The organism is Streptomyces tauricus, from assembly GCF_014650955.1.
In the GTDB taxonomy this organism is placed as follows: Bacteria; Actinomycetota; Actinomycetes; order Streptomycetales; family Streptomycetaceae; genus Streptomyces; species Streptomyces tauricus.
On sequence record NZ_BMVY01000005.1, the window covers coordinates 53,123 to 76,907 of the forward strand.

General features: G+C 71.9%; 21 protein-coding genes and 1 pseudogene. 12 read left to right on the top strand and 10 right to left on the bottom strand.

The genetic code is table 11. The annotated features are described in order from the left end of the window. Window positions 1–67: 67 nt before the first annotated feature. The 4 genes and pseudogenes from IE278_RS10695 to IE278_RS10710 all read left to right on the top strand — a co-directional run. On the top strand, window positions 68–1,393 hold the full coding sequence (locus IE278_RS10695) for a lipase family protein (protein WP_189771101.1): 1,326 nt from the start codon (window positions 68–70) through the stop codon (window positions 1,391–1,393). Between the two features lie 399 nt (window positions 1,394–1,792). After that, on the top strand, window positions 1,793–1,996 hold the full coding sequence (locus tag IE278_RS10700; RefSeq protein ID WP_107017975.1) for a cold-shock protein: 204 nt from the start codon (window positions 1,793–1,795) through the stop codon (window positions 1,994–1,996). 337 nt (window positions 1,997–2,333) lie between these two features. Next, window positions 2,334–3,857 carry a DEAD/DEAH box helicase gene (locus IE278_RS10705; RefSeq protein WP_189771103.1) on the top strand — a complete coding sequence of 508 codons (1,524 nt, stop codon included), beginning with the start codon at window positions 2,334–2,336 and terminating at the stop codon, window positions 3,855–3,857. A 207-nt stretch (window positions 3,858–4,064) separates the two neighbouring features. Next, window positions 4,065–4,361: pseudogene (locus tag IE278_RS10710) on the top strand (SCO5918 family protein); the annotation flags it as partial. 204 nt (window positions 4,362–4,565) lie between these two features. Here IE278_RS10710 and IE278_RS10715 read toward each other — a convergent pair. Then, window positions 4,566–4,976, bottom strand: coding sequence for a GvpU-like protein (locus IE278_RS10715; RefSeq protein WP_189771106.1), 411 nt, complete (start codon window positions 4,974–4,976; stop codon window positions 4,566–4,568). A 516-nt stretch (window positions 4,977–5,492) separates the two neighbouring features. Between IE278_RS10715 and IE278_RS10720 the strand changes: the two genes are divergently transcribed. The 4 genes from IE278_RS10720 to IE278_RS10735 all read left to right on the top strand — a co-directional run bounded on the left by IE278_RS10720 (window position 5,493) and on the right by IE278_RS10735 (window position 9,701). Next, window positions 5,493–5,840, top strand: coding sequence for a MerR family transcriptional regulator (locus IE278_RS10720; RefSeq protein WP_189771108.1), 348 nt, complete (start codon window positions 5,493–5,495; stop codon window positions 5,838–5,840). A gap of 250 nt (window positions 5,841–6,090) precedes the next feature. Further along, window positions 6,091–7,029, top strand: coding sequence for an SCO2400 family protein (locus IE278_RS10725; RefSeq protein WP_189771110.1), 939 nt, complete (start codon window positions 6,091–6,093; stop codon window positions 7,027–7,029). Between the two features lie 89 nt (window positions 7,030–7,118). After that, on the top strand, window positions 7,119–8,411 hold the full coding sequence (locus IE278_RS10730; RefSeq protein ID WP_189771113.1) for a PP2C family protein-serine/threonine phosphatase: 1,293 nt from the start codon (window positions 7,119–7,121) through the stop codon (window positions 8,409–8,411). Between the two features lie 660 nt (window positions 8,412–9,071). Next, a complete protein-coding gene (locus IE278_RS10735; protein WP_246570246.1) occupies window positions 9,072–9,701 on the top strand; it encodes a GNAT family N-acetyltransferase in 630 nt (209 codons plus the stop codon). A gap of 76 nt (window positions 9,702–9,777) precedes the next feature. Here IE278_RS10735 and IE278_RS10740 read toward each other — a convergent pair whose 3' ends face one another. Both IE278_RS10740 and IE278_RS10745 read right to left on the bottom strand, forming a co-directional pair. Continuing rightward, window positions 9,778–10,809, bottom strand: a complete 1,032-nt coding sequence (locus IE278_RS10740) for a hemolysin family protein (protein ID WP_189771115.1) — start codon at window positions 10,807–10,809, stop codon at window positions 9,778–9,780. Next, the gene (locus IE278_RS10745) at window positions 10,806–12,203 is read right to left on the bottom strand and encodes a hemolysin family protein (RefSeq protein ID WP_189771117.1); all 1,398 of its coding nucleotides are present in this window, start codon (window positions 12,201–12,203) and stop codon (window positions 10,806–10,808) included. The genes IE278_RS10740 and IE278_RS10745 overlap by 4 nt, the downstream gene beginning before the upstream one ends. A gap of 328 nt (window positions 12,204–12,531) precedes the next feature. Between IE278_RS10745 and IE278_RS10750 the strand changes: the two genes are divergently transcribed. Continuing rightward, window positions 12,532–13,530: a sporulation protein gene (locus tag IE278_RS10750; protein WP_189771119.1), complete on the top strand. Its 999-nt coding sequence runs from the start codon at window positions 12,532–12,534 to the stop codon at window positions 13,528–13,530. 19 nt (window positions 13,531–13,549) lie between these two features. Here the strand turns inward: IE278_RS10750 and IE278_RS10755 are convergent, their stop codons facing one another. Then, on the bottom strand, window positions 13,550–13,981 hold the full coding sequence (locus tag IE278_RS10755) for a BlaI/MecI/CopY family transcriptional regulator (RefSeq protein ID WP_189771122.1): 432 nt from the start codon (window positions 13,979–13,981) through the stop codon (window positions 13,550–13,552). 79 nt (window positions 13,982–14,060) lie between these two features. Here IE278_RS10755 and IE278_RS10760 point away from each other — a divergent pair, with 79 nt between their 5' ends. Both IE278_RS10760 and IE278_RS10765 read left to right on the top strand, forming a co-directional pair. Beyond that, window positions 14,061–14,636: a TerD family protein gene (locus IE278_RS10760; RefSeq protein WP_189771124.1), complete on the top strand. Its 576-nt coding sequence runs from the start codon at window positions 14,061–14,063 to the stop codon at window positions 14,634–14,636. Window positions 14,637–14,667: 31 nt separating this feature from the next. Further along, the gene (locus IE278_RS10765) at window positions 14,668–14,889 is read left to right on the top strand and encodes a twin-arginine translocase TatA/TatE family subunit (protein ID WP_189771127.1); all 222 of its coding nucleotides are present in this window, start codon (window positions 14,668–14,670) and stop codon (window positions 14,887–14,889) included. A gap of 412 nt (window positions 14,890–15,301) precedes the next feature. On the opposite strand, the gene IE278_RS10770 is transcribed toward IE278_RS10765, so the two are convergent. The 4 genes from IE278_RS10770 to IE278_RS10785 form a co-directional block, all read right to left on the bottom strand. Then, window positions 15,302–16,546, bottom strand: a complete 1,245-nt coding sequence (locus IE278_RS10770) for a cation:proton antiporter (RefSeq protein ID WP_189771129.1) — start codon at window positions 16,544–16,546, stop codon at window positions 15,302–15,304. A 3-nt stretch (window positions 16,547–16,549) separates the two neighbouring features. Further along, window positions 16,550–17,035 carry a cation:proton antiporter regulatory subunit gene (locus IE278_RS10775; RefSeq protein WP_189771131.1) on the bottom strand — a complete coding sequence of 162 codons (486 nt, stop codon included), beginning with the start codon at window positions 17,033–17,035 and terminating at the stop codon, window positions 16,550–16,552. Window positions 17,036–17,392: 357 nt separating this feature from the next. After that, complete coding sequence (locus IE278_RS10780) at window positions 17,393–18,799, bottom strand: flotillin family protein (protein ID WP_189771133.1); 1,407 nt, start codon at window positions 18,797–18,799, stop codon at window positions 17,393–17,395. Window positions 18,800–18,905: 106 nt separating this feature from the next. Next, window positions 18,906–19,421 (bottom strand): NfeD C-terminal domain-containing protein, encoded by a 516-nt coding sequence (locus IE278_RS10785; protein ID WP_189771135.1) that lies wholly within the window; start codon window positions 19,419–19,421, stop codon window positions 18,906–18,908. Window positions 19,422–19,859: 438 nt separating this feature from the next. On the opposite strand from IE278_RS10785, the gene IE278_RS10790 reads away from it, so the two are divergent. Further along, complete coding sequence (locus IE278_RS10790; RefSeq protein ID WP_189771137.1) at window positions 19,860–20,930, top strand: PucR family transcriptional regulator; 1,071 nt, start codon at window positions 19,860–19,862, stop codon at window positions 20,928–20,930. Window positions 20,931–20,971: 41 nt separating this feature from the next. Here IE278_RS10790 and IE278_RS10795 read toward each other — a convergent pair whose 3' ends face one another. Continuing rightward, the gene (locus tag IE278_RS10795) at window positions 20,972–22,495 is read right to left on the bottom strand and encodes a serine/threonine-protein kinase (RefSeq protein ID WP_373311968.1); all 1,524 of its coding nucleotides are present in this window, start codon (window positions 22,493–22,495) and stop codon (window positions 20,972–20,974) included. Window positions 22,496–22,786: 291 nt separating this feature from the next. Continuing rightward, window positions 22,787–23,773: an FkbM family methyltransferase gene (locus IE278_RS10800; RefSeq protein WP_189771139.1), complete on the bottom strand. Its 987-nt coding sequence runs from the start codon at window positions 23,771–23,773 to the stop codon at window positions 22,787–22,789. Window positions 23,774–23,785: the final 12 nt, after the last annotated feature.

The following is a 23,785-nucleotide window of genomic DNA, read 5'->3' on the forward strand; positions in this document are numbered from 1 at the left end:
CGCGTCTGCGACTCCGTGCCGCCGCACCCGTGCACCTCTCTGCCGGCCGCTCCACAGGAGGTTCGCCATGCCCGCACGCAGAAGACTGCTGGCCGCGGCAGTCACCGCCGCCGCCTGCCTCGCCACCCAGGCACTCACGGCCACCGCCGCCACCGCGACGGACGAGGTCGTGTCCCGGGGCGTCACGATCCCCGCCTTCTACAACCCGCCGACCACCCTGCCCGCCGCGAACGGCACGATCGTCCGCAGCGAACCGCTCCCGCTGGCCCTCAGCCTGCCCAGCCTCCACGGACCCCTGCCGGGCACCGCGACCAGGCTCATGTACAAGTCCACCGACTCGAACGGGAAACCGGTCGCCGTCACCGGGGCGTACATCGAACCGACGGCCCGGTGGAAGGGCGGCGGACCGCGGCCCCTGGTCGCGCTGGCGCCCGGCACCCTGGGCCAGGGCGACCAGTGCGCCGCGTCCATGGGCCTCGAACACCCGCTGTCGTTCAACGGCGAGACGGTGTCCGTCGGCTACGAGGACCTGTCGATCTACCGGCTCCTCGCCAAGGGCGCCGCCGTGGTCGTCACCGACTACGCCGGCCTGGGCGCGACCGACCGCCTGCACACCTACGTCGACCGGGTCGACGAGGCGCACGCGGTCCTCGACGCCGTCCGCGCGGCCCGCTCACTGGGCGGCGCCTCGGTCACCACGGCCTCCCCGGTCGGGCTGTTCGGCTACAGCCAGGGCGGCGGGGCGACGGCCGCCGCCGCCGAACTGCAGTCCTCGTACGCCCCCGACGTGACCCTCGCCGGCACCTACGCGGGCGCGCCGCCCGCCGATCTGGCCGAGGTGACGAAGGCCATCGACGGCAGTGAGCTGGCGGGCGCGCTGGGCTGGTCCCTCAACGGCTTCCTCCAGTCCGACCCGGAGCTGAGGCCGATCGCCGAGGCGCATCTGAACGCGGCAGGGAAGGCGGCCCTCGCCGATCTGTCCACCATGTGCGTCGGCGACGCCCTCTTCGGCTACGGCTACGCCAAGAGCACCAAGTGGACGACCGACGGCCGCTCCATCAGCGAGATCCTCGCCGCCACGCCCGAACTCAAGACGTATCTCGACGGCCAGCGCATCGGCCGACTGAAGCCCTCGGGCCCGGTCCGGCTCGCGACGGGCGTCAGCGACAACCTCGTCCCCCACGGCCAGTCCCGGGACCTCGCGGTCGACTGGTGCCGCAAGGGGGCCGACGTCACGTACAAGCCCGTCGTCCTGCCGAACGTGGGCAGCGCGCTGCTCAACCACTTCGCCCCGCTGCTCACCGATCAGGGGGACGCCATCGACTGGCTGACGGACCGCCTCTCCGGCGAACGCGCCACATCCAACTGCTGGTCCCTGCCGGTCCAGCCCTGACGGAATCCTCTGAAGGGGCGGGCGGCTGCGGGCCGCCCGCCCCTCAGAGGCGCTGGGAACCGCGCGCTCGGCCCTCACCGGCCCGCAACCGAAAAACCCTCCCGGCGGTGCCCACCAATACCTGTGCCCGTCACATGAGAATTGGGATCGGTGCGCGATGAATATTACTTACTCGACAGGCTGAGCGAAATCATTCATCATGCACCGCCGATCTCGGCGTGCTAGTCTCGATCTCAGTTGCATGTTGTGGTTCCCGAAAATCTTGACAGGCATCCCCACCAGTTCGTTACGGGTGGGGATCCTTTATGGCTCCGGTTTCATTTCCGGTGGGGTGATCATCACGGCGACACGGAGCGCACACGGTGTGCGCCCCGACGCACCGCCCCGAAGGAGATAAACATGGCTTCCGGTACCGTGAAGTGGTTCAACGCAGAAAAGGGCTTCGGCTTCATCGAGCAGGACGGTGGCGGCGCTGACGTCTTCGCCCACTACTCGAACATCGCCGCCCAGGGCTTCCGCGAGCTGAACGAGGGCCAGAAGGTCACGTTCGACATCGCGCAGGGTCAGAAGGGCCCGACGGCCGAGAACATCGTTCCCGCCTGACGTCGGCACGCACTTCGCAGCTGGGGCCCGCACCTTGGGGTGCGGGCCCCAGCTCGCTGCATTCCAGGGGATTCGCGACCCGCTCGACGGGGTCCTCCGTCCAAGCTCCGGATGAAAATCCTTCGGAGCCACCCGCACGGAACGACCGACCCCGTCCCAGGAAACGCGCAACGCGCTCCGGCGAGGCCCTCCGCGAATATTCCCCGCCGTTTCGGTCCTCCGACCGATACGGCCGATACGGCTCATATATTTTTCTCCGGCTCGTTCTTGCAATTCTCTGCGCTGCTCGTTTTCCGCGGGAATTCCTTGATACGCGCCATGTCAAGGAAGGTTCCACGTGAACCGCATGCGCACGAACGACCGCTACTCCCGTACCCGCAGCGCCGGAGCTCCGAGCGCCGGCCGCAGCAGTGGCGGTAGCCGCTCCAGCTCCCCGCGCCGCCCCGACAGCGGCTACGGCCGCCGACAGAGCTCCCCCCAGGGCGAGTTCGCGCTGCCGAAGACGGTCACCCCGGCCCTGCCCGCCGTCGAGGCGTTCGCCGATCTCGACATGCCGGCGCAGCTGCTGGACGCGCTCGGTCACGAGGGCGTGACCGTGCCCTTCCCGATCCAGGGCGCGACCCTCCCGAACTCCCTCGCGGGCCGTGACGTACTCGGCCGCGGCCGCACCGGCTCGGGCAAGACCCTCGCCTTCGGCCTCGCGATGCTCGCCCGCACGGCGGGCCAGCGCGCCGAGCCGAGGCAGCCCCTGGCGCTCGTCCTCGTCCCCACCCGCGAGCTGGCCCAGCAGGTCACCGACGCGCTCACCCCGTACGCCCGCTCCCTGCGGCTGCGGCTGACCACCGTCGTCGGCGGCATGTCGATCGGCAAGCAGGCCGGTGCGCTGCGCGCCGGCGCCGAGGTCGTCGTCGCCACACCGGGCCGCCTCAAGGACCTCATCGACCGCGGCGACTGCCGGCTGAACCAGGTCGCCATCACGGTCCTCGACGAGGCCGACCAGATGACCGACATGGGCTTCATGCCGCAGGTCACCGCGCTGCTCGACCAGGTGCGCCCCGAGGGTCAGCGGATGCTGTTCTCGGCCACCCTCGACCGCAACGTCGACCTGCTGGTCCGCCGCTACCTGACCGACCCGGTGGTCCACTCCGTCGACCCGTCCGCGGGCGCCGTGACCACCATGGAGCACCACGTCCTGCACGTGCACGGCGCGGACAAGCAGCGCACGACCACCGAGATCGCGGCCCGCGAAGGCCGCGTGATCATGTTCCTGGACACCAAGCACGCGGTGGACCGGCTGACCGACCACCTGCTGAGCAGCGGTGTACGGGCCGCGGCCCTGCACGGCGGCAAGTCCCAGCCGCAGCGCACCCGGACCCTGTCCCGCTTCAAGTCCGGGCATGTGACGGTGCTGGTGGCGACCAACGTCGCGGCGCGCGGCATCCACGTCGACAACCTCGACCTGGTCGTCAACGTCGACCCGCCCACCGACCACAAGGACTACCTGCACCGCGGCGGCCGTACGGCCCGCGCGGGCGAGTCCGGCAGCGTCGTCACGCTGGTGACGCCCAACCAGCGCCGCGACATGAGCCGTCTGATGGCCGCCGCGGGCATCAACCCGCAGACCACCCAGGTCCGTTCGGGCGAAGCCGAGCTGAGCCGCATCACCGGCGCCCAGACCCCCTCGGGCGTCCCGGTCACCATCACCACGCCCGCCTCCGAGCGGCCCCGGCGCAGCGCCTCCTCCTCCGCACCCTCCGCGGCCTCCCGCGGCCGGCGCGGGCGCGGCAGCCGCAGCCGTTCCACCGGTGACGCGGCCCGCCGTTCGGCGCCCCGCCCGTCCGCCGTCGACGCGGCTGCCTGACCGCTCCGCCGGGCGAGGTGACGCGTGCGCGGGCCGGCGGGGGCCGACCCGGGCACGTGACGCGGTCGCGGCCCGCCGCCCCGCGCGGTGGCCGCGGCGAGTACCGTCCAGGACCGGACGTCCTCGCCCGCCCGGCCGATCCACCCCGCCCCATCCCGCCCCCGTCCCGGGTCGGCCCTCCTTCTCCCTCTCTGTCTGTGAGGCATCATGCGCTGTGTCATCGCCCGGTTCCCGTTCGACCTCACCAAGAGCGGGGTGCTGGACTCGATGAAGGGTGTCAAGCCCGAGGCCATCACGGGTGAGTCCGTACTCATCGGCCGCCGCCAGTACCCGGTCAAGCAGGTCGGCGAGATCATCACCCGGCAGGACCGCCGCGACTTCACCGGCGCGGAGGTCACCCGGGCCATGGCCCGTCTCGGCTTCACCTGCCGCAGCGTCCAGGAGCCCGCGCCCGTCGCACCGCGCGCCCTGACCCCGCTCCAGAACGCCTCGGCGATGCTCGGCGAGGCCGAGCCCACCGCGGCCGTGGCCCCCGACACGACCGCCGAAGTGAACGCGGACAGGAACGCGGCCATGAACGCGGACGCGGCCGTCGCCGGCTGACACCCGGGACCATGCCGAAGGGCCCTGCCGACGCGCGTCGGCAGGGCCCTTCGACGTGTGGACGTGGATGGCCGGAGATGTACCGGTAGGAGGTGTACCGGCGGTTCAGTGGTCGGAGTAGCTGAAGTCGCCCACGGTCCAGGCGCTGACATCCGTGATCGCGACGCGGTACATCCCGCCGGTCTCGGGGATCCCCACATTGCCTTGCAGGATTCGGGCGAGATGGAAGTGCAGATGTGTGGGCGCCTCGGCGCGGTCGCCATGGTCGGTGTGATCGGCGCGGTCGGTGTGATCGGCGCGGTCCTGTGGGCGGTCCGCGAGGAAGACGCCGGAGAACGGGCCCAGATGGTCGGAGTCCTTCAGCACCTCGGAGACCCGCTCCCGCCACACGGCTTCGGGGGCCAGTCTGCCGGTGATGACAGCACCACCTACGACCACGGTCAGTGACATCCGATTGCTCTGCCCGGACTCCACCAGGGCTGAGATACCGACGAGCAGTTCGTCAGGGTTCGACATGGGAGCCGATTCTATCCAGCGGTCGCCCCTGCCCACCTCCCGCACGGATGACACCCAGATACCTGGGACTCATGCCGATAAAAATCTACCTTTGCCAAGGTAGACATTGGCCGTGCGCGTGGCTAAGGTTTCTCTTGTGCGCAGTTCAGAGCGGTCGTGGAGTACCGAAGCCATACGGTTCGCAGGACGGTGACGGGACTGACGACCGCACTGGGTGGCTCGCGGGTAGAGGAGCCGCCAACAGCACCACCACGGATTTCGAGAAAGGACGGAAGGACCAGACGCCATCAGGATCGCCCGGCCGAGAACATTCGACCGGGTCCGCCAGACCCCGGATTGGAAGGTGGTCCCCGGTCACGCAACCACGGTCCCCGTACTCCCTGCCCTCTCCCGGGCCGGGCGGCGGAAACAGAAGGTCGGCGCGACAGTAGCGTCGGCAGATGGTGTTCAATTTCCTTCGGGGCCCTGGTGCCGTACGGCACCAGGGCCCCTCGACGCGTTGCAGAACGAGGTGACATGACAGCAGAAAATCCGCTGGGCGATCGACTGGAAGACGACGACTACCCGGCGTACACGATGGGCCGGGCCGCCGAGATGCTCGGCACCACTCCTGGTTTCCTCCGGGCCATCGGCGAGGCCAGGCTCATCACTCCGCTGCGCTCCGAGGGCGGGCACCGGCGCTACTCCCGCTACCAGCTGCGCATCGCGGCCCGCGCGCGCGAGCTGGTCGACCGGGGCACCCCGGTCGAGGCCGCCTGCCGCATCGTGATCCTCGAGGACCAGCTCGAGGAAGCACAGCGGATCAACGCCGAGTACCGGCGTGCGGCGGGTCGGACGGCTTCGGAAGGTTCCGGGACGTCCTGACCCGGCTCCGGACGCGCGGTGGCCGGTCGGGCGGTTCCCCGCGCCTCGGGGCGGGCGGGCGCGATGTCCTGATGCGCGCGGCATTGCCCTCGGGCCCCCGGCGAATCCGTGCAGGAGCGTCACACAGGCTGCACACAGTGGCTCGGCCGCCTGGTTAGCGTGGCTGGCGCTCGACCCCACGTACCCACGTACGACGACGACCGGGCACGGAACCGGCGGGGCGGCGACCAGTCAACTCAGGAAGACGCTGATGGACTACTGCTCCTCATGTCGTCGGCATCTCAACGGCGCCCTGGTGTGCCCCGGATGCGGCGCCTACGCCCCCGACATCGCTCCGGTCACCGTCAGCCGCCACCCCGTCCAGCCCCGGGTCACGATGGCCGCGGCGAGCACGCCGACGGACCACGCCCCGGAGGTGCCGGATGTGCCGGACGTCTCGGTGTGGGAGCCCGCCGCTCCCGGCCCGTCCGGCGTCGGCGACGACGACGACCCATACAACGGCCACGGCGCGTACGACGTGGGCTTCGAGGGGGTGGCGCCCGCACCGCAGGGGCGGGCCGCACGCCGTCGTCAGCGCATCCGCTGGAAGAAGAACCAGCGCCGGGCCGTGGTCGCGACCGCCGTCGCGCTCGTCGGAGGCGGCCTGACCTTCACCGCCATGGACCGGCTCCCGGCCGACCGGGCGGAGGCCGCGTCGGCTCCGGAAACCGCGGGCCTGGGCACGAATACGCAGACGGGCGCGGGCTCCGCGGTGGAAGAGGTGCCGGAGTACACGCGTCCCTCGTCGACGCGGCCCGACACCCAGCGGTCCTCGACGGCCACGTCCCCGCGGTCACCCGCGAGCGGCCGGTCGGCCGAGCGGGGCGCCGTCGCCCCGTCCTCCGCCGCCCCGCAGGGGTCCCGGCCGGACGCGCTTCCCGCACCCGGTACGGCGTCGGCGTCCGACCAGCGGTCACGGAGCGCGTCCTCGGCCTCTTCGTCGGCCTCGTCCTCAGCCTCTTCCCCGGCCTCCTCCTCCGCTTCGTCCTCGTCGTCGTCCTCCCCGCAGCCGTCCACGCCCGCCGCCACCGACGAACCCAGTGGGTCGGGCGGCACGGGCGGGCCGGACTCCGGGACGTCACCGGCGAGCCCCTCGCCGTCGGCGACGGCGCCGTCGCAGCTCTGCCTGCTCGTGCTCTGCGTCGGCTGACACCCACGGGTCCGCACGGGCCGGGCTCACCGGCCGGGGTCGTTCGCGCCGGGTCGCACGGGGCACGGTGACGGAGTAGACATGGGGGCATGAACGGCAGCGGTGCGCCCGGTGGGGGACAGGGGCCTGCCGGCGAGTCGTACATCGACTTCGCCGAGGTCTTCCAGTCCCTGCCCAGCCCCGTGCTGCTGCTCACCCCCGGCCTGGTGATGCTCGACGCCAACCGGGCCTATGTGAAGGTCTCGGGGCGCGGCCTCGACGAGTTGCGCGGCCGGTCGGTCTTCGACGTGTTCCCCGACAGCCCCGCCGACCGGCGCGAGGGCGCCCGAACGCTCCGGGCGTCGCTGGAACGGGTGCTGGCCACCGGCGAGCGGGACACCATGGCCCTGCAGAAGTACGACGTCGAGGTGCCGGGCGGGCCCGGCGTGTTCGAGGAGCGCTACTGGAGCCCGGTCAACTTCCCGGTCCTGGACGGCGACGGCCGGGTGACGCTCGTCGTCCACCGCGTCGAGGAGGTCACCGAGCTGGTACGCGCCCGGCAGGCCGCCAACGACCCGGGCGACGCCTTCGCCACGCTCAGCCGCGAGGACACCATGACCGCCGATCTGCTCACCCGTTCCCAGGAACTGCAGGAACTCAACGAACGGCTGCGCGAGGCCCACGCCAGGTCGCACGAGGTCGCCGTCACCCTCCAGCGCGCCATGCTGCCCGGCACCGCGCTGCCGCGGCACCCCTTCGCCGCCGTGCGCTACCGGCCCGCGGCCAGCTTCCTCCACGTCTGCGGCGACTGGTACGACCTGATCGACCTCGACGCGGACCGGCTGGCCACCGCGGTCGGGGACGTGGTCGGGCACGGTCTGGAGGCGGCCGGGGTCATGGGGCAGCTGCGCAGCGCGCTGAGCGCCGCGATCCGCGCCACCGGCCGGCCCGCCGCCGCGCTCACGACCCTCGCGGAGCACGCGCGCACGGTCGAGGGCGCGCTCGCCACGAGTGCCGTCCAGGCCGTCGTCGACCGCGTCGGGCACACCGTCACGTACAGCTGCGCGGGCCATCCGCCGCCGCTTCTCGCGCACGTCGACGGGTCCGTCGAGATCCTCGACGGGGCCACCGACCCGCCGCTGGGCGCGTGCGACGCGGCCATGTCCCGGGGCGAGGCGACCGTGGGGTACGCGCCGGGCGCCACGCTCGTCCTCTACACCGACGGGCTGATCGAACGCCGTGGGGAGGACATCGACCTCGGCCTGCGCCGTCTGGCCGACAGCGTCGAGCGCCACCAGGCCCTGGATCCCGAGCTCCTCGCCGACGCGGTCCTGGCCGATCTGCTCCCCGCTTCGAGACGCGGTCCCGACGACGACACGGCGCTCGTGGTCATCCGTCTGTGACGCGCCGGTCGGGCGGCCGAGGAGAGCGCCGCCGACGCGGCGCGTGTGGTGTGACGGTCGCCGCCGGTGTCGTGCCCACCGGCGGCGACCGCACCGCCCATCCACGCAGCCCCCCGGCAGCGGTTTCAGGGCATGGGATCCCTCGTCGGGTCGCGGCGGCACGCGGGAGTGCACCGCTGGCGGGTCCGCAAGGGACATGTGGTCAGGGGCCCGCTCGCGAGGGAAGCGGCGGGAAGGGGTACTCGCTCGGCGTTCTCGACCGCCTCGTCCTGGCACCCGGGATCAGGGGCTGGTGCACCCGGGGGCCGGGGGCGCGAGGGAAGCCGTGGACCACGGCTTCGTCATCGGCGGGCTCGGGTCCTGGCCACGGGGTCCAGGTGAGCCTCGCTCATCATTCTGTTCCGAGCGTAGGCGAGAGCGGCGGCCCTGCACAGCCCCTGTGACCGTCGTCCGTCGTACGTCGCCCGTCGGGCCAGGCCGTCCACGGCCACACACGAGCGGCCCGCGACCGGCCCGCGCATGCCCTCGTACGCATGCGAACGCCCGCGAGACATGACGGGACATCACCGATCGGCTCGGAGGCCCCGTTTACCCCGGCGGCTCCTGCTGTGATGATGCCGAGTCCGGGGATACCCGTCCCGCGGCCGGGGGGAGGCCCGTATGGCAGAGGTGTACTTGCGCAGACTGTCCCGGTGGCAGGCGGAGCAACAGCGGGACGCCGTCGCGAACGTGTACGTCAGCGCGTACCGGGGCGCGGCCGGGGAGGAACACCGCGACCGCCAGGACTTCCTGCACCGGCTCGAACAGCATGTGCAGCACACGGGCTTCGACATGGTGGTCGCCGACACCGCCGGGACGGTCGGCTGCGCGTACGGGTTCCGGGTGCCGCGCACCGGCGAGTGGTGGTCGGACCTCCAGGGGGACCTGCCGAGGGACATCGAGGAACTCACCGCCTCGGGCCGTGCGTTCCTGCTCGCCGAACTGATGGTGCTGCCGGCCCACCGCCGCCGCGGCATCGCCACCCGGCTGGTCGAGCGGCTGCTGATCCGGCTCGACGCCGATCTGGTCGTCGCCGCCACCGGCCGGGCCACGGACCACCCCACCGCCGGCCGCGGCACCGGGGACGGGGGTGGCGAGTCGTCGGGCGCCGCGGCGGAGGCGTTCCGTGCCTGGGGGTGGTCCAGGTTCGGTGTCCTCGGTCCGCACGTCGCCCCGGACATCGCTTTCGGCGCCGGTCCGGGACAGGAGCCGATGACCGGGGAGGTCTGGATCCGCAGGCCACTGCGGTGACCCACCCCACCGCGGCCGATCCAATGGCGGCGATCAGTGGTCGGTAATTACTGACCACTGATCAACAGGGCATCGGTCAGACCCCCGCGGGGGACGGTCCGACCAGTTCCGACAGGACGTCCTCCATCGTGACGAAGCCGAGGACCTTGCCCGCCTCGCCGGTGACCGCCGCGAGGTGACTGCCCGTGGCCCGCAGCGCGGTGAGCGTGTCGTCGAGCGGGGTGTCGATGCGGACGCGGGTCACCGGGTGCAGGGCGGCCCGGGGGAAGGGCCGGTCGCGGTCGATGACGCCGAGGGTGTCCTTGATGTGGAGGTAGCCGAGCAGCGTGCCGTCCCTGCCGGTCACGGGGAACCGGGAGAAGCCGGCCTCGGCCGCCGCGCGTTCCAGCCGCGCCGGGGTCACCGTGTCGTCGACCGTGCGCATCCGCTGGGCCGGTACAAGGATCTCGCCGACCGGGCGGGTGCCCAGCTCCAATGCGTCGCGCAGCCGTTCGCCGTCGGCGGCGGTCAGGAGTCCGGCCTCGCTGGAGTCGACGACCATCCTGGCCAGCTGATCGTCCGTGAACGCCGACTCCACCTCGTCCTTGGCCTCCACGCGCAGCAGTTTCAGCAGGGCGTTGGCGAAGGCGTTGATTCCGAAGATGAACGGCTTCAGGGCCCGGGTGAGGGCCACCAGCGCGGGGCCGAGGAGCAGCGCGGTCTGCGCGGGCGCGGCGAGCGCGATGTTCTTCGGGACCATCTCGCCGAACAGCATGTGCAGATACGTCGCCACGGTGAGCGCGATCACGAACGCGATCGGATGCACCAGGCCGTGCGGGATGTGCGCCGCCTCGAAGGCGGGCTCCAGCAGGTGTGCGATGGCCGGTTCGGCTACCGCGCCGAGGACCAGCGACGAGACGGTGATGCCGAGTTGGGCGGTGGCCATCATCGCCGAGATGTGCCGCAGACCCCACAGGGTCATCCGGGCCCGCTTGTTGCCCGCCTGGGCCAGCGGTTCGATCTGGCTGCGGCGTACGGAGATCAGGGCGAACTCGGCGCCGACGAAGAACGCGTTGGTCAGCAGGGTCAGGGCACCGATGAGCAGCTGGATCGTGGTGGACGTGTTCATCGGGACTCCCGCGCGCTCTGGCCGACCGGTTCGCCGTCGTGATCACCGTCGTGATCACCGTCGTGATCGCCGCCGGGACCGTCGTCCGGCTCGGCGGCCGGTCCGGTGATACGGACGCGGTCGGCCCGGTGGTGCTCCACGGCGAGGACGTCCAGCCGCCAGCCGTCCAGGTCGAGGACATCGCCCTCGGCCGGGATGCGGGCCAGCCGGGTGGCGACCAGGCCCGCGACCGTCTCGTACGGTCCGTCCGGTGCGCGCAGGCCTATGGCGGCCAGCTCGTCCAGCCGTACACCGCCGTCCGCGTCCCAGGCCGCGCGGCCGTCCGCCGTGGCGGGGGCGGGCAGCAGGTCGGGGATCTCGACGGGGTCGTGCTCGTCGCGTACCTCGCCGACGACCTCCTCCACGATGTCCTCCACCGTGGCGACGCCCGCCGTGCCGCCGTACTCGTCGATGACGACGGCCATCGTGCGGGCCGTGCGCATGCGCTCCAGGAGCCGGTCGGCGGGCAGGCTGTCCGGCACCAGGAGCGGGGCGGTGGCCAGCTCGGTGACGGCGGTCCTGGCCCGCCTGTCCGGCTCCAGGGCGAGTACGTCACGGATGTGGACCGTGCCGACGACCTCGTCCAGGGTGTCGCGGTAGACGGGGAAGCGGGACAGGCCGGTGGCGTGCGAGAGATTGGCGGCGTCGGTGGCCGTGGCGTGCGCCTCAAGGGCGCGCACGTCGACGCGCGGGGTCATCACGTTCTGGGCGGTCAGTTCGCCCAGGTGCAGCGTACGGACGAACAGTTCGGCGGAGTCCTGCTCCAGGGCGCCCTGCGCGGCCGAGTGCTGGGCCAGCGCGACGAGTTCCTCGGGGCCGCGCGCGGAGGCCAGCTCCTCGGCGGGCTCCAGACCGAAGCGGCGTACGAACCGGTTCGCGGTGTTGTTGAGGTGCCGGATGAACGGGCCGAACGCGGCCGTGAAGCCACGCTGCGGTCCCGCGACCACCTTGGCGACGGCCAGCGGGCGGGAGATCGCCCAGTTCTTCGGGACCAGTTCGCCGACGACCATCAGGACGACGGTGGAGACCACCACGCCGAGCAGGGTCGCCGTGGTCGAGGCCGCGCCGCCCAGACCGACGGTCCGGAGCGGGCCCTCCAGGAGGACGGCCAGCGACGGTTCGGCGAGCATGCCGATCACCAGGGAGGTGACGGTGATGCCCAACTGGGCGCCGGACAGCTGGAACGTCAGCTTCCGTACGGCCTTCAGCGCGCCGTCCGCGCCCCGTTCGCCCGCTTCGGCCGCCCGCTCCAGGTCACCGCGCTCGACGGTGGTCAGCGAGAACTCGGCCGCCACGAACACCGCGCAGGCGAGGGTGAGCGACAGGGCGAGCACAAGCAGCAGGATCTCGGTCACCGTGCCACCCCCGCTCCCGTACGCATGCGTCTCGGGCCGGAAACGGCACGGTTGGTACTGGGAGGTTCACCCATGGTGGAACCGCTGCTCCTTGGTCGTCGTGGCGGGCCGTCGGTCACCCGCGCGTTCCACCCAGTGTAAAGGAATCGCAAAGTAGCCGGTCCAGAGGTGACGGGCACGAGTGGCGCAGCTCACGTGCCCGCCAGGTGGGGGCGTGGACGGGGGGCCCGGTCCTGTTCCAACCGGCCGCATCTAACCTCTACTTGAACCTGGACCTCTACATGCACGTAGAGGATGACCACCCGCACATGAAGGAGTGGACCCCTCAATGGTGTTCAAACGGCTGCTCGGATCACTCGGCGTGGGCGGCCCCACGGTGGACACGGTCCTGAGCCCCGCCCCCGCCCTGCCCGGCGGGACCCTCTCGGGCGAGATCCGGCTCAGGGGCGGCGCCTCGGACGTCGACATCGAGCACATCACGCTGGAACTGGTCGCGGGCGTCGAGGCCGAACACGAGGACGGGGAGAGCGAGAGCGGGATCGTCTTCGACCGGTTCACCGTCGGCGGCGGCTTCCGGCTCGCCGAGGGCGAGGAGCGGACCGTCCCGTTCGGCATCACGCTCCCGTGGGAGACCCCGGTCACCGAGCTGTACGGGCAGGAGCTGGGCATCGCCCTCGGCCTGCGTACGGAACTCTCGGTGGCGGGCGCGCGGGACAAGGGCGACCTGGACCGGCTGAACGTGGCGCCCCGGCCCGTCCAGGAGGCGATCCTGGAGGCCTTCGGGCAGCTCGGCTTCGGCTTCAGGTCCGCGGACCTGGAACTGGGCCGGATCGGCGGCACGGGCCAGCAGCTCCCCTTCTACCAGGAGCTCGAACTCACCCCGTCGCCCGCGTACGCCCACGCGGTCAACGAGATCGAGGTGACCTTCCTCGCCGCGCCCGCCGGTATGGAGGTGGTCCTGGAGGCCGACAAGCGCGGCGGCCTCTTCTCCTCCGGCGACGACACACTCACCCGGTTCACCGTCTCCCACGAGGGGGTCGGCCACCAGGACTGGAACGCCGTGGTCGACGGCTGGGTCCGGCAGCTCGTCGAGCACCGGGAGTCCTACGGTCCCGACGCGGCGTACGGGCACGACCGGCACGAGCCGCACGAGCGGTCGGTGCCCGGCCTCGGCGCGGGGGTCGCCGCGGGTGCGGCGGGGCTCGCCGTCGGAGTCGCCGGCGGGCTGGTGGCGGCGGAGGTCGTGGACGAGGTGGGCGACTTCTTCGAGGGGGACGAGGAGGAGGGCGAGGACGAAGCGGAGTCCGCGGAGGGAGAAGAGGAGTAGGGGAAGGGCGGAGTGGGGGTCAGTCCTCCCTTTCCGCCTCGGGGTGGGCGGGCTGCGCCTCGGGGTGGGTGAGCTGGGCCTCGGGGTGGGCCAGCAGTTCCCGCAGCAGCCGTTCGTCGCCGGGCTCCAGGGATGTCACGAAGCTGGCGAGTACGGCCTCCCGGTCCCGCTCGCCGTCGAGGACCCGGCGCATCCGGCGGGCGGCCAGACCCGCCTCGTCCGACGCCGGGGTCCACACGAAGGACCGGCCGGCCCGCTCCCGGGTCACCGCGCCCTTGGCCAGCAGCCGGGTCAGGATCGTGATCACCGTCGTATAGGCGAGATCACCCCCGAGCCGCTCCTGCACCCACCCCGCCGTCGCGGGCCCCTCCCCCGCGCGCAGGGCCGACAGGACCTGCGCCTCCAGCTCACCCTGTCCCCGCCGCGGGGAACGCTGCCGCCGGTCCGTCACGTCCTGTCTCCTTCCTTATTTTCTACAGTGCTGTAGATTCTGCCCTACGAGGTACGTTCGCACCACTAAGGAGATCGGCGTGGGAGTTTCCCTTTCCAAAGGCGGCAATGTCTCGCTCAGCAAGGAGGCACCGGGCCTGACCGCCGTACTGGTCGGCCTCGGCTGGGACGTACGGACCACCACGGGCACCGACTACGACCTCGACGCCTCCGCGCTGCTGGTCGACGAGTCGGGCAAGGTCCTCTCCGACCAGCACTTCATCTTCTACAACAACCTGAAGAGCCCGGACGGCTCGGTCGAGCACACCGGCGACAACCTCACGGGTGAGGGCGAGGGCGACGACGAGTCGGTGAAGGTGAACCTGGCGGGTGTGCCGGCCGAGGTCGCGAAGATCGTCTTCCCCGTCTCCATCCATGACGCCGAAGCCCGCGGGCAGAGCTTCGGGCAGGTCCGGGGGGCCTTCATCCGCGTCGTCAACCAGGCGGGCGGCGCCGAGATCGCGCGCTACGACCTGTCCGAGGACGCGGCCACCGAGACGGCGATGGTCTTCGGTGAGCTGTACCGGCACGGCGCGGAGTGGAAGTTCCGTGCGGTGGGCCAGGGGTACGCCTCCGGGCTCGCGGGCATCGCCTCCGACTTCGGCGTCGGCGTCTGACGGCGGCGGGACTGAAGGGGAGGGCACGCACATGTTCGGGCTGAGCGAGCTCGCCGTCATCCTCGTCGTCGTGATCGTCGTCCTGGCCGTGAGGAAGGGCCCGGCGCTGGCCCGCTCCGCGGGGAAGTCGGCGCGGATCCTGAAGGCGGAGAGGAACGCGGACGCGGACGCGGGGGCGGACGCTCCGCGGGTGGTCCAGGGGGAGGTCATCCCCCCGGACGGCCCGCCGCGGGGGGCTGGGCCGGGGGCCTGAACGGGGGGTGCGGGTCGGTCGTGGCCGGCCGCGCCGTTCCCCGCGCCCCTTAGGTGAGTGGAGGTTGCGGCTGACCGTCCAGTACAGGTCAGTTACAGCTGAGCGCGCCGTTCCCCGCGCCCCTTAAGTGAGTGGGGGTGGCGCCTGACCGTCCAGTACAGGTCAGTTACAGCTGAGCGCGCCGTTCCCCGCGCCCCTTAAGTGAGTAGGGGCTGGGGTGCATCGTCCAGTGCGGGCCGTTCCCCGCGCCCCTGGGTGAGTCGGGGTGCGGGGCGGTTCGGGCTGGGCGTCCGTGAAAGCCAGGGCGCAGCCCGGCTTTCAGGGGCGCGGGGAACGGCGCGGCCAGCACAGACCGACCCGCAGCCGAAACCCCACCGGCCAAAGGCACCCCGCAGGGACCCGCACCAGACATTCACTTCTCCGCGGGAGCGTCCGGGCTCGGGACCAGGTCCCGGTCCCGGTCGCGCGCCGCGTCGGCCGCCGCCTCGGACGAGGACGACCGCCGCCCGAGCAGCAGCGCGGCCACCGGCTCCGTATACCGCGCCGTGAGCGGCCCGACGATGACCAGGATCAGCACATACGCCGTGGCCAGCGGCCCGAGCCGCGGCTCGATCCCGGACGTCACCGCCAGCCCGGCGATGACGATCGAGAACTCCCCGCGGGCGACCAGCGTGCCCCCGGCCCGCCACCGCCCCTTCGCCGAGATCCCCGCCCGCTTGGCGGCCCAGTACCCCGTCGCGATCTTCGTCCCGGCCGTGACCACGGCCAGTGCGAGCGCGGGCAGCAGCACCGGCGGAATGCTCGCCGGATCCGTGTGCAGCCCGAAGAAGACGAAGAAGACGGCCGCGAACAGGTCCCGCAGCGGCGACAGCAACCCGTGTGCCCCCTCCGCCACCTCCCCCGACAGCGCGATCCCGACGAGGAACGCGCCCACGGCCGCCGACACCTGCAACTGCTGCGCCACTCCGGCCACCAGCAGGGTCAGCCCCAGTACGACCAGCAGCAGCTTCTCCGGGTCGTCGCTCGACACGAACCGGGAGATGTGGCGGCCGTAGCGGACCGCGACGACCAGGACGAGCCCGGCGACGCCGAGCGCGATGGCGAGCGTGGCACTGCCCGCCGCCAGACCCGCGCCGGCCAGCAGCGCGGTGATGATCGGCAGGTAGACCGCCATGGAGAGGTCTTCGAGGACCAGGATGCTCAGGATCACCGGAGTCTCACGGTTGCCGAGCCGGCCCAGGTCGCCGAGGACCTTGGCGATGACACCGGAGGAGGAGATCCAGGTGACTCCGGCGAGGACGACGGCGGCCACCGGCCCCCACCCGAGCAGCAGCGCCATCGCCGCGCCGGGCAGGGCGTTCAGGGCGGCGTCCACGAGGCCCGCCGGGTACTGGGTCTTGAGGTTGGTGACCAGGTCGGTCGCCGTGTACTCCAGCCCGAGCATCAGCAGCAGCAGGATGACGCCGATCTCGGCGCCGATCGCGACGAACTCCTCGCTGGTGCCCAGCGGCAGCAGTCCGCCCTCGCCGAAGGCCAGGCCGGCCAGCAGATAGAGGGGTATCGGCGAGAACTGGAAGCGTCCGGCGAACCGGCCGAGCAGCCCCAGACCGAGGATGATCGCGCCGAACTCGATCAGGAAGACCGCGGACGAGTGCACGTGTCACTCCCTTCCGAGTATGGTCGCGGCCGACTCCACGCCCTCGCGGGTGCCGATCACGATCAGGGTGTCCCCGCCGGCCAGCCGGAAGTCCGGCTTCGGCGAGGGGATGGCCTCGGCCCGGCGCAGTACGGCGACGATCGAGACGCCGGTCTCGGTCCGCATGCACGTCTCGCCCAGCAGGCGGCCGTTCCAGTGCGAGACCGACGACAGCTCGATGCGTTCGGCGACCAGGCCCAGTTCGGTCGTGGAGAGGAGGCTGGGGCTGTGGTGGGCGGGCATGAGGGCGTCGATGAGCGCCGCGGATTCTCCTGCGGAGAGCCGGACGGACAGGGCGCAGGCGTCCGGGTCGTCCTTGCGGTACGCGCTCAGGGTGCGGCCGCCGTCGCGGTGCGCGACGACCGAGAGGCGGCGTTGCTCGCGGGTCGTGAGGTCGTACCGCACCCCGATTCCCGGCAACGGCGTACTGCTCAGGCGTGGAGTGCCCATGGGTGGTCCCCTGTCCGATGTCGATCTGCTGATCCGTTCACCCTACGGCGGGCCGAGAAATGAGTTTCTGCGACGTAGCCGCGCTTTCTGCCTGCGGCCCGGCGCCCCTTGGGTGAGTGGAGGTGACGGTCGCCCGTCCAGTACGGGTCAGTCATGGCTGAGCGCGCCGTTCCCCGCGCCCCTGAGGTGAGTGAGGGTGCGGCTGCTCGTCCGGTACAGGTCAGTTGCCGCTGAGCGCGCAGTTCCCCGCGCCCTTGGAAGGCCGGGGCCGTTTTTTAGGGGCGCGGGGAACTGCGCGGGTGACCCCCACCGGCCGCAGCCGACAATTGGGCCCGGAACCGGTTTTTATGGGGCGTGTCAGTCGGTTACCTCCACCTTGCCGTTCGTGGGCGGGGCCTGCGGGTTCGTGATCCTGCGTAGGAGGTCCGGGAGGTCGACGCCGGTCGTGGAGTTGAGCAGTTCCACCCCCTGCGCGACGTTGTCCGCGACCGTGCGGGACAACTGGCTCGCCCCGTCCGTCGAGATGACCGTCATCTTGCCGATCGCACTGAGCGGCTCGGACGCCTTCGCGACGACCTGCGGCAGCACCTCGACCAGCATCTGCAGCACCGCCGCGTCGCCGTACCGCGAGAACGCGTCCGCCTTCAGCCGCATCGCCTCCGCCTCGGCGGAGCCCCTCGCCGCGATCGCCGCGGCCTCCGCCTCCCCCTCGATCCGTACGGCGTCGGCGAGCGCCGCCCGGTGCGCCTTCTCGCCCTCACCGGTCAGCCGGGACCGCTGCGCGTCCGCCTCGGCCTGCTTGACCAGCGCGACCCGCCGGGCCTCGGCCTCCTGCTCGGCCTGGTAGCGCGCCGCGTCGGCCGGCTTGCGGACCTTGGTGTCCAGTTCGCGGTCGGTCAGCGCGGCCTGCCGCTGGGCGACCTTCTCCTGCTCGGCGAGGACTTCCTGGCTGCGGGCCGCCTGGGCGAGCGGACCGGCCGCCGCGGCACGGGCCGCCGCCTCGTCCGTCTCGGCCTTGATCTCCGCGGTCTTGAGCGCGAACGTCCGCTGGGCGATCGCGATCTCCTCCTCGGCCTTCAGCCGCGCCTGCTCGGCGGCGCGCCGGGCGACCGCCTCCGCGATGTCGGCCTCCTGCTTGGCGCGGGCGGCCTCGGGGCGGCCGAGGTCCTCCAGGTAGGAGCCCTCGGTGGTGATGTCCTGGATCTGGAAGGCGTCGAGCACCAGGCCCTGCCCGGACAGGCTCGCCTCGGCCTCCTCCGCGACCTGCCCGGCGAACGCGGCACGGTCCCGGATGATGTCCTCCACCGACATGCGGCCCACGATGGAGCGCAGGGCGCCGGACAGGACTTCCTGGGTGAAGCCGACGATGCCGTTCTGCTGCATCAGGAACCGCTGGGCGGCGGCGCGGATGGAGTCCTCGGTGCCGCCGACCTTGACGATGGCGACGCCTTCGAGGTTCGCCTTGACGCCGCGCAGGGTGACCGCGCCGCGTACCGCGATCGGGATGTGCCGGCTGGACAGGTCGAGAGTGAACTTCTGCTGGACGAACGGCACGACGAAGACACCGCCGCCGACCACGACCTTCTGGCCGCTGTTGTCGGTGAACACCCGTCCGGTGTCCGGGTCGGTGGACTTCTTGCCGCGCCGGCCGGTGACGATGAAGGCCTGGCTGGGCCCGGCCACCTTGTACCGCGTGACGACGACGAGTGCGAGCAGGACGAGGAGTACGACGACTCCCACGACCGCGACGAGCACTGGACTCATGTTGAATTCCCCCTTTGCCACCCCCGAGGCGGCGGCTCGGTACGGACCGAAATCAAGAACTGGTGACTGAGGACCACGGGGCGGCGGCTGCCGGGTCCCGGCTGCTTCAGCGCTGGACCGGGCGGACCGCCACCGACGTCGGTGACAGGGACTCCTCGACCCAGATCTCCGTGCCCCGGGCCACCGCTTCGGGGCTCTTCGCCGCGAGTTTGAGCGGCTGGCCCGCGAGATACACGAGCACCTCCCCGTAACCGCCGACCGGGATCGGGGTGACGACGGAACCCGAGCTGCCGACGAGGTCGGTGCCGCGCGGTGTGGCGGACGGCTCGTCACGCATCAGGGCCCGGCTGAACCGCCAGGTCAGTCCGCCCGCCGCCGCTCCGGCCCCGACACCCACCGCGGTGGCGGGGCCGGCTCCGAGTCCGGTGGTGCCGAGGACGAGGGCGCCGCCGAAGCCGAGCATCGACACGAACCCGGCGACGACCGGCAGCGAGAGCAGTCCGTCGAAGAGGCCGTCCAGGAAGTGCGCCCCGCCGAACAGCCCTTCCAGTACGCCGTCGAAGACCAGCGTCAGAAGCAGCAGCACCACACCCGCGATGCCGAGACCGAGAAACACGTTCATCCGGCCGTCTCCCCCCACTGTGCCGATCACCTCGGCGGACTCGCATTCTGTCAGGTTGATGCGTTATACACATTGCCGGATTCCGGCAGTCTTTATGCTTTCTTGATGCCGCTTCGGCACAGGTCCCGCGTGGATTTGGGACCCGTGGCGCCGCCCGGCACCGGGGGCGCGCGAAGACTGCCGGGATCCGGCAATGCGGAGACCCTGCTGTCCCGGGCACGATGAGTCGGCAGGAACGGGGAGCAACGGGGGACTGCTACGGGGGACGGACAGGGGCCTCGGTACCGGACACCGTCCACGGACGGCCGGTACCGGCGCCCCGCCTGCCGTGTCCCGGCAGCGATCACCCCGCACCGCCCCGCACCCCTGTCCCATGCGCTAGAAAGGCGTCGACGATTCATCGAGGGAAAACGGCTCAACGGCAGGACAGGGGCACGCATGGCGGCGCGGGACGTACCCGAGGAGTACCTGGACGGGTACGCGCGCATCCTCGCGGACGCCTCCGCGACCGGCCGCCGGCTGACCCGCGACGAACTCGACTCCCGGCGGTCGCTGGGCGAACGGGCCGCCGAGGCCGGCTTCGGACTGCGCGCCCTGGTCGGCGCGCACCTCACCGCCGCCCGTGTGCACTGGCCCGCCACCGCAGGGGAGAGCACGCTCGCCGCCGTCGAGCAGGCCGTCGACGCCTTCGCCGAGGGCTACGAACGGGCTCAACTCCTCGCCGTACGCCAGGAGGAGGCCGCGCGCCGGGAGTTCATCGACGACCTGCTGCACGGCCGCAGCGACCTCGGCCTGCTCGCCGAACGCGCCGAACGCTTCGGGCTGCGCCTCTCGCACGCGCACGCCGTCGCCGTGGCGAGGGGCGGCGCCGGCCAGGACGGTTACGACGGTTACGACGAGGGGGACGCCGTGCCCCGCGAGGTGGAGCGCGCGCTGATCGCCCGGTTCGGCGACCGCAGCATCCTCGTCACCACCAAGGACGGGCGCCTGGTGTGCATCGCGCCGGGCGATCAGGACGACGTACTGGCGTTCTTCGCCAAGCAGGCGTACGCGGCCACCGACGGCGGGCAGGTCGCCATCGGCCGCTCCCAGCCTGGGCCCGGCGGGGTCGTCCAGTCCTACGAGGAGGCGCTGAACGCCCTCGACCTGGCGGACCGTCTGGAGTTCGACACCCCTGTGCTGCGCTCCGCCGACCTGCTCGTCTATCCGGTCCTGACCCGGGACCGGCAGGCCATGGCCGATCTGGTGGTCAGCGCGCTGGGACCGTTGCGGGCGGCCCGCGGCGGCGCCGAACCGCTCCTCGACACCCTCACCGCGTACTTCGACTCGGGCTGTGTCGCCGCGGAGGCCGCCCGGCGGCTGGCGCTGAGCGTCCGCGCGCTCACCTACCGGCTGGAACGCATCCACAAGCTGACCGGGGCGAACCCGGCGGACCCGGTGCACCGGTACACGCTGCAGACCGCGGTCATCGGGGCGCGGCTGCTGGACTGGCCGGCGAAGGACTTCTGAGGAGCCCGCTCCTCAGCCGCCCGCTCACCGTGCGCGGCCGTTCATTCCTCGCCGTCGTCCGCGTCGTCGTCCTCTTCGAGGTCGTCCGCCGGGTCCTCCTCGCCCTTGCCCGGCTTGCGCGGCTTCTCCGCGTCCTTGGCGGGGTCCGGTACGACCTCCGGAATCTCCTGCGTGACGGAGGGAGAGGCGGAGGGCACCGTATTGACGTCGGACGTGCCGCCGGCTCCCTGGCCCTGTTCGCCGCTCTGGTCCCCGCCGGCGTCCTGGTCCTGCTCCTGGTCCACCGCTCCGGCCACGGGCTTCCCGGTGGCCGACCCGCCGGACGGGCCTGCGCTCGCACCGGCGGAGGGTGTCGCGTCCTTCGACCCGTCCTCCGACGAGGTGTTGTCCGGCGAGAACATCGACATGCCCGCGAGCACGGCCAGTACGAAGAGCACCGCGCCGGCGAGGATGCCGAACACCCGGGGTCTGCGGCGGACGGCGGTCCCGACACCGCCGCGTCCGCCGCCACCGCCGGTGGGCCGCGCGCGACGGGAGGGCCCGGAACGGGCGGAGTGCGAGGGCGGCGGCGACGGGGAGGGCAGCGGCCCGGAACGGGCGGCGTGGGCGGAGCGCCCGGTCGGCTGCGCGGCGGTCGCCGGCAGCCGGTACGTCGTCGGGGCCCCGCTGTCGGTTCCGCCGGACTGCGGCGGCGCGCCCGCGTACGACACCTGGGTACGCGGCTGCTGTGCGGCCACCGGCAGCGGCTCGGCCCGTCCCTGCCAGGCTCCCGTGCCGAACCAGTCCGCGACCTCCTGGGCCGTGGGCCGGTCCTCGGGCTGCTTGGCGAGGAGGCCGAGGAGGTAGTTCTCGAAGGCGGGCGGCAGCTGGATCCCCCGCTCACGGGGCGGCACCGGCGCCATGTCGATGTGCTGGTGCAGGGTGACCGTCGCGCTCTCGCCCTGGAACGGCGGTCTGCCGGTGAGCAGTTGGTAGAGGACGCAGCCGAGGGAGTACACGTCGGAGGCGGCGGACGCCGGGCGGCCCAGGGCGCGCTCGGGGGCGAGATAGAGGCTGGTGCCGACGATCTGGCCGGCCGTGGTGAGCGCGGACGACGGGTCGTCGACGAACCGGGCGATGCCGAAGTCGCCGATCTTCACGGTGCCCTGGGCGTCCGCGAGGAGGTTGCCGGGCTTGATGTCCCGGTGCACGATCCCCTCGCGGTGCGCGGCGGCGAGCCCCGCCGCGGCCTGGGCGGCGATGGTGGCCACCCGGTCCGCGCCGAGGGTGCCGGACGCGGTCAGCTCCTGGGCGAGACTGCGGCCCTCGACCAGCTCCATGACCAGGTAGAAGCGGTCGTCCCAGGCGCCGAAGTCGAAGACGGCGACGACGTACGGGTGGCTGAGCCTGGCCGCCGTCTGCGCCTCCAGCCGGAACCGCGCGGACGCGGCGCTGTCCGCCTCGTCCCCCAGCAGCAGCTTGACGGCCACGGCGCGGCCGAGCACCTCGTCGGTGGCCTGCCAGACCTCGCCCATCCCGCCTCGGCCGATGGACGCCTGCAACCGATACCGCTCCGCGACGAGCACCAGCGAATCATCCTCAACGTCAGAAGACCAACACGGAGACCGCGAACGGCACTTCATGCGACGCAGAAGCGCGAGGTGGGGGGATTCGCAGTCTCCCCAGCCTACCGATCCCGCGAGCCTCCCGACGCCTCGCCGATGCCCCACCAGTGCCCCACCAGTGCCCTGGGGCGCGCTTGGAGGTCCGGCTGTGGGTTCGCTTCGGCTGCGTTCTACCGATTGCGCAGTTCCCCGCGCCCCTGAAGACGGGCCCCGCCCGCTCGGAAGCGCGGGGAAGTGCGCGATCGGTGGCGCTCAGCCCGCGGGCGGCGGTGTGCGGACCATCACGCAGTCGAACTCCACCACGCGCCCCGTCGCCGGGTCGCGCGTCACGGGGTACATGCCCGTCACCCCGAACCCCGCCGCCTCGTACGCGGCCACCGCCTCCCCCATCGCGGGGCTCCCCTCGTACAGCCGCAGGGCCGCCACCTCCGACTGCATCCCGACGAACTCCGAGATCCGCTCACCCGCCCCGGCGAACACCTCCAGGTCGAAGCCCTGCGTGTCCATCTTCAGATACGGCCGGGGGTCCTCGACCCCTTCGAGGGCCTTCTGCATCACGTCGTCGAGCCGCCGGATCTCGATCTCCTCGGTGCGCCCCTTGGCGAACCGCCGGTACCGCTCCTTGCCGTACTCGCTCGGCGGGAGCAGGGAGTTCATGGATTTCCAGTCCACGTGAATGGACTGCACGGTCTCCTCCCGGCCGAGTGCGAAGTTGTACACATGCCAGTCCGGGTCGTTCTCGGCGGACTTCCGCAGTTTCTCGAACGTCGCGGAGACCGGCTCGAACGACACGATGCGTCCCGTGTAGCCGAAGCGCCGCAGACCCTTGCCGTACTGCCCGCTGTTGGCGCCGACGTCGAACACGCAGTTCACGCGGTTCAGTTCCAGCAGCGCGGCCACATGCTGCGTACACAGGTAGTGCGCGGCGGCGAGCTGGAACTCCCGCTCCCCCTCCGCGGGTACCGCCTTGTCGAGAAGCAGGCGCGCCCCGGTGTCGCCGAGGGGAACGCTCTTCACGTTCCGCACGGCGGATCCGCGGGCCACCACCCAGGTGTCCGTGCCGGCGTCCGTGACCGCGTACCGGCTCTTGCCGCGGGTCACCAGATCGGCGCCGCCTCCCACCGGGACGACGGTCCGGTCGCCCCGCCGGAACAGCAGGGAGGTACCGGGACCGAGATCGACCACCTTCACGCCTATCCGGGGAAGGATTCCGAGCAGTCTTCTGTAAAGGGTCGGCATCCGGTCAGCCTC

Coding starts and splice junctions, on each gene's coding strand:
- IE278_RS10695 (WP_189771101.1), top strand. CDS start 68: ATGCCCGCACGCAGAAGACTGCTGGCCGCGGCAGTCACCGCCGCCGCC.
- IE278_RS10700 (WP_107017975.1), top strand. CDS start 1,793: ATGGCTTCCGGTACCGTGAAGTGGTTCAACGCAGAAAAGGGCTTCGGC.
- IE278_RS10715 (WP_189771106.1), bottom strand. CDS start 4,976: ATGTCGAACCCTGACGAACTGCTCGTCGGTATCTCAGCCCTGGTGGAG.
- IE278_RS10720 (WP_189771108.1), top strand. CDS start 5,493: ATGACAGCAGAAAATCCGCTGGGCGATCGACTGGAAGACGACGACTAC.
- IE278_RS10725 (WP_189771110.1), top strand. CDS start 6,091: ATGGACTACTGCTCCTCATGTCGTCGGCATCTCAACGGCGCCCTGGTG.
- IE278_RS10730 (WP_189771113.1), top strand. CDS start 7,119: ATGAACGGCAGCGGTGCGCCCGGTGGGGGACAGGGGCCTGCCGGCGAG.
- IE278_RS10735 (WP_246570246.1), top strand. CDS start 9,072: ATGGCAGAGGTGTACTTGCGCAGACTGTCCCGGTGGCAGGCGGAGCAA.
- IE278_RS10740 (WP_189771115.1), bottom strand. CDS start 10,809: ATGAACACGTCCACCACGATCCAGCTGCTCATCGGTGCCCTGACCCTG.
- IE278_RS10750 (WP_189771119.1), top strand. CDS start 12,532: ATGGTGTTCAAACGGCTGCTCGGATCACTCGGCGTGGGCGGCCCCACG.
- IE278_RS10765 (WP_189771127.1), top strand. CDS start 14,668: ATGTTCGGGCTGAGCGAGCTCGCCGTCATCCTCGTCGTCGTGATCGTC.
- IE278_RS10775 (WP_189771131.1), bottom strand. CDS start 17,035: ATGGGCACTCCACGCCTGAGCAGTACGCCGTTGCCGGGAATCGGGGTG.
- IE278_RS10780 (WP_189771133.1), bottom strand. CDS start 18,799: ATGAGTCCAGTGCTCGTCGCGGTCGTGGGAGTCGTCGTACTCCTCGTC.
- IE278_RS10785 (WP_189771135.1), bottom strand. CDS start 19,421: ATGAACGTGTTTCTCGGTCTCGGCATCGCGGGTGTGGTGCTGCTGCTT.
- IE278_RS10790 (WP_189771137.1), top strand. CDS start 19,860: ATGGCGGCGCGGGACGTACCCGAGGAGTACCTGGACGGGTACGCGCGC.
- IE278_RS10800 (WP_189771139.1), bottom strand. CDS start 23,773: ATGCCGACCCTTTACAGAAGACTGCTCGGAATCCTTCCCCGGATAGGC.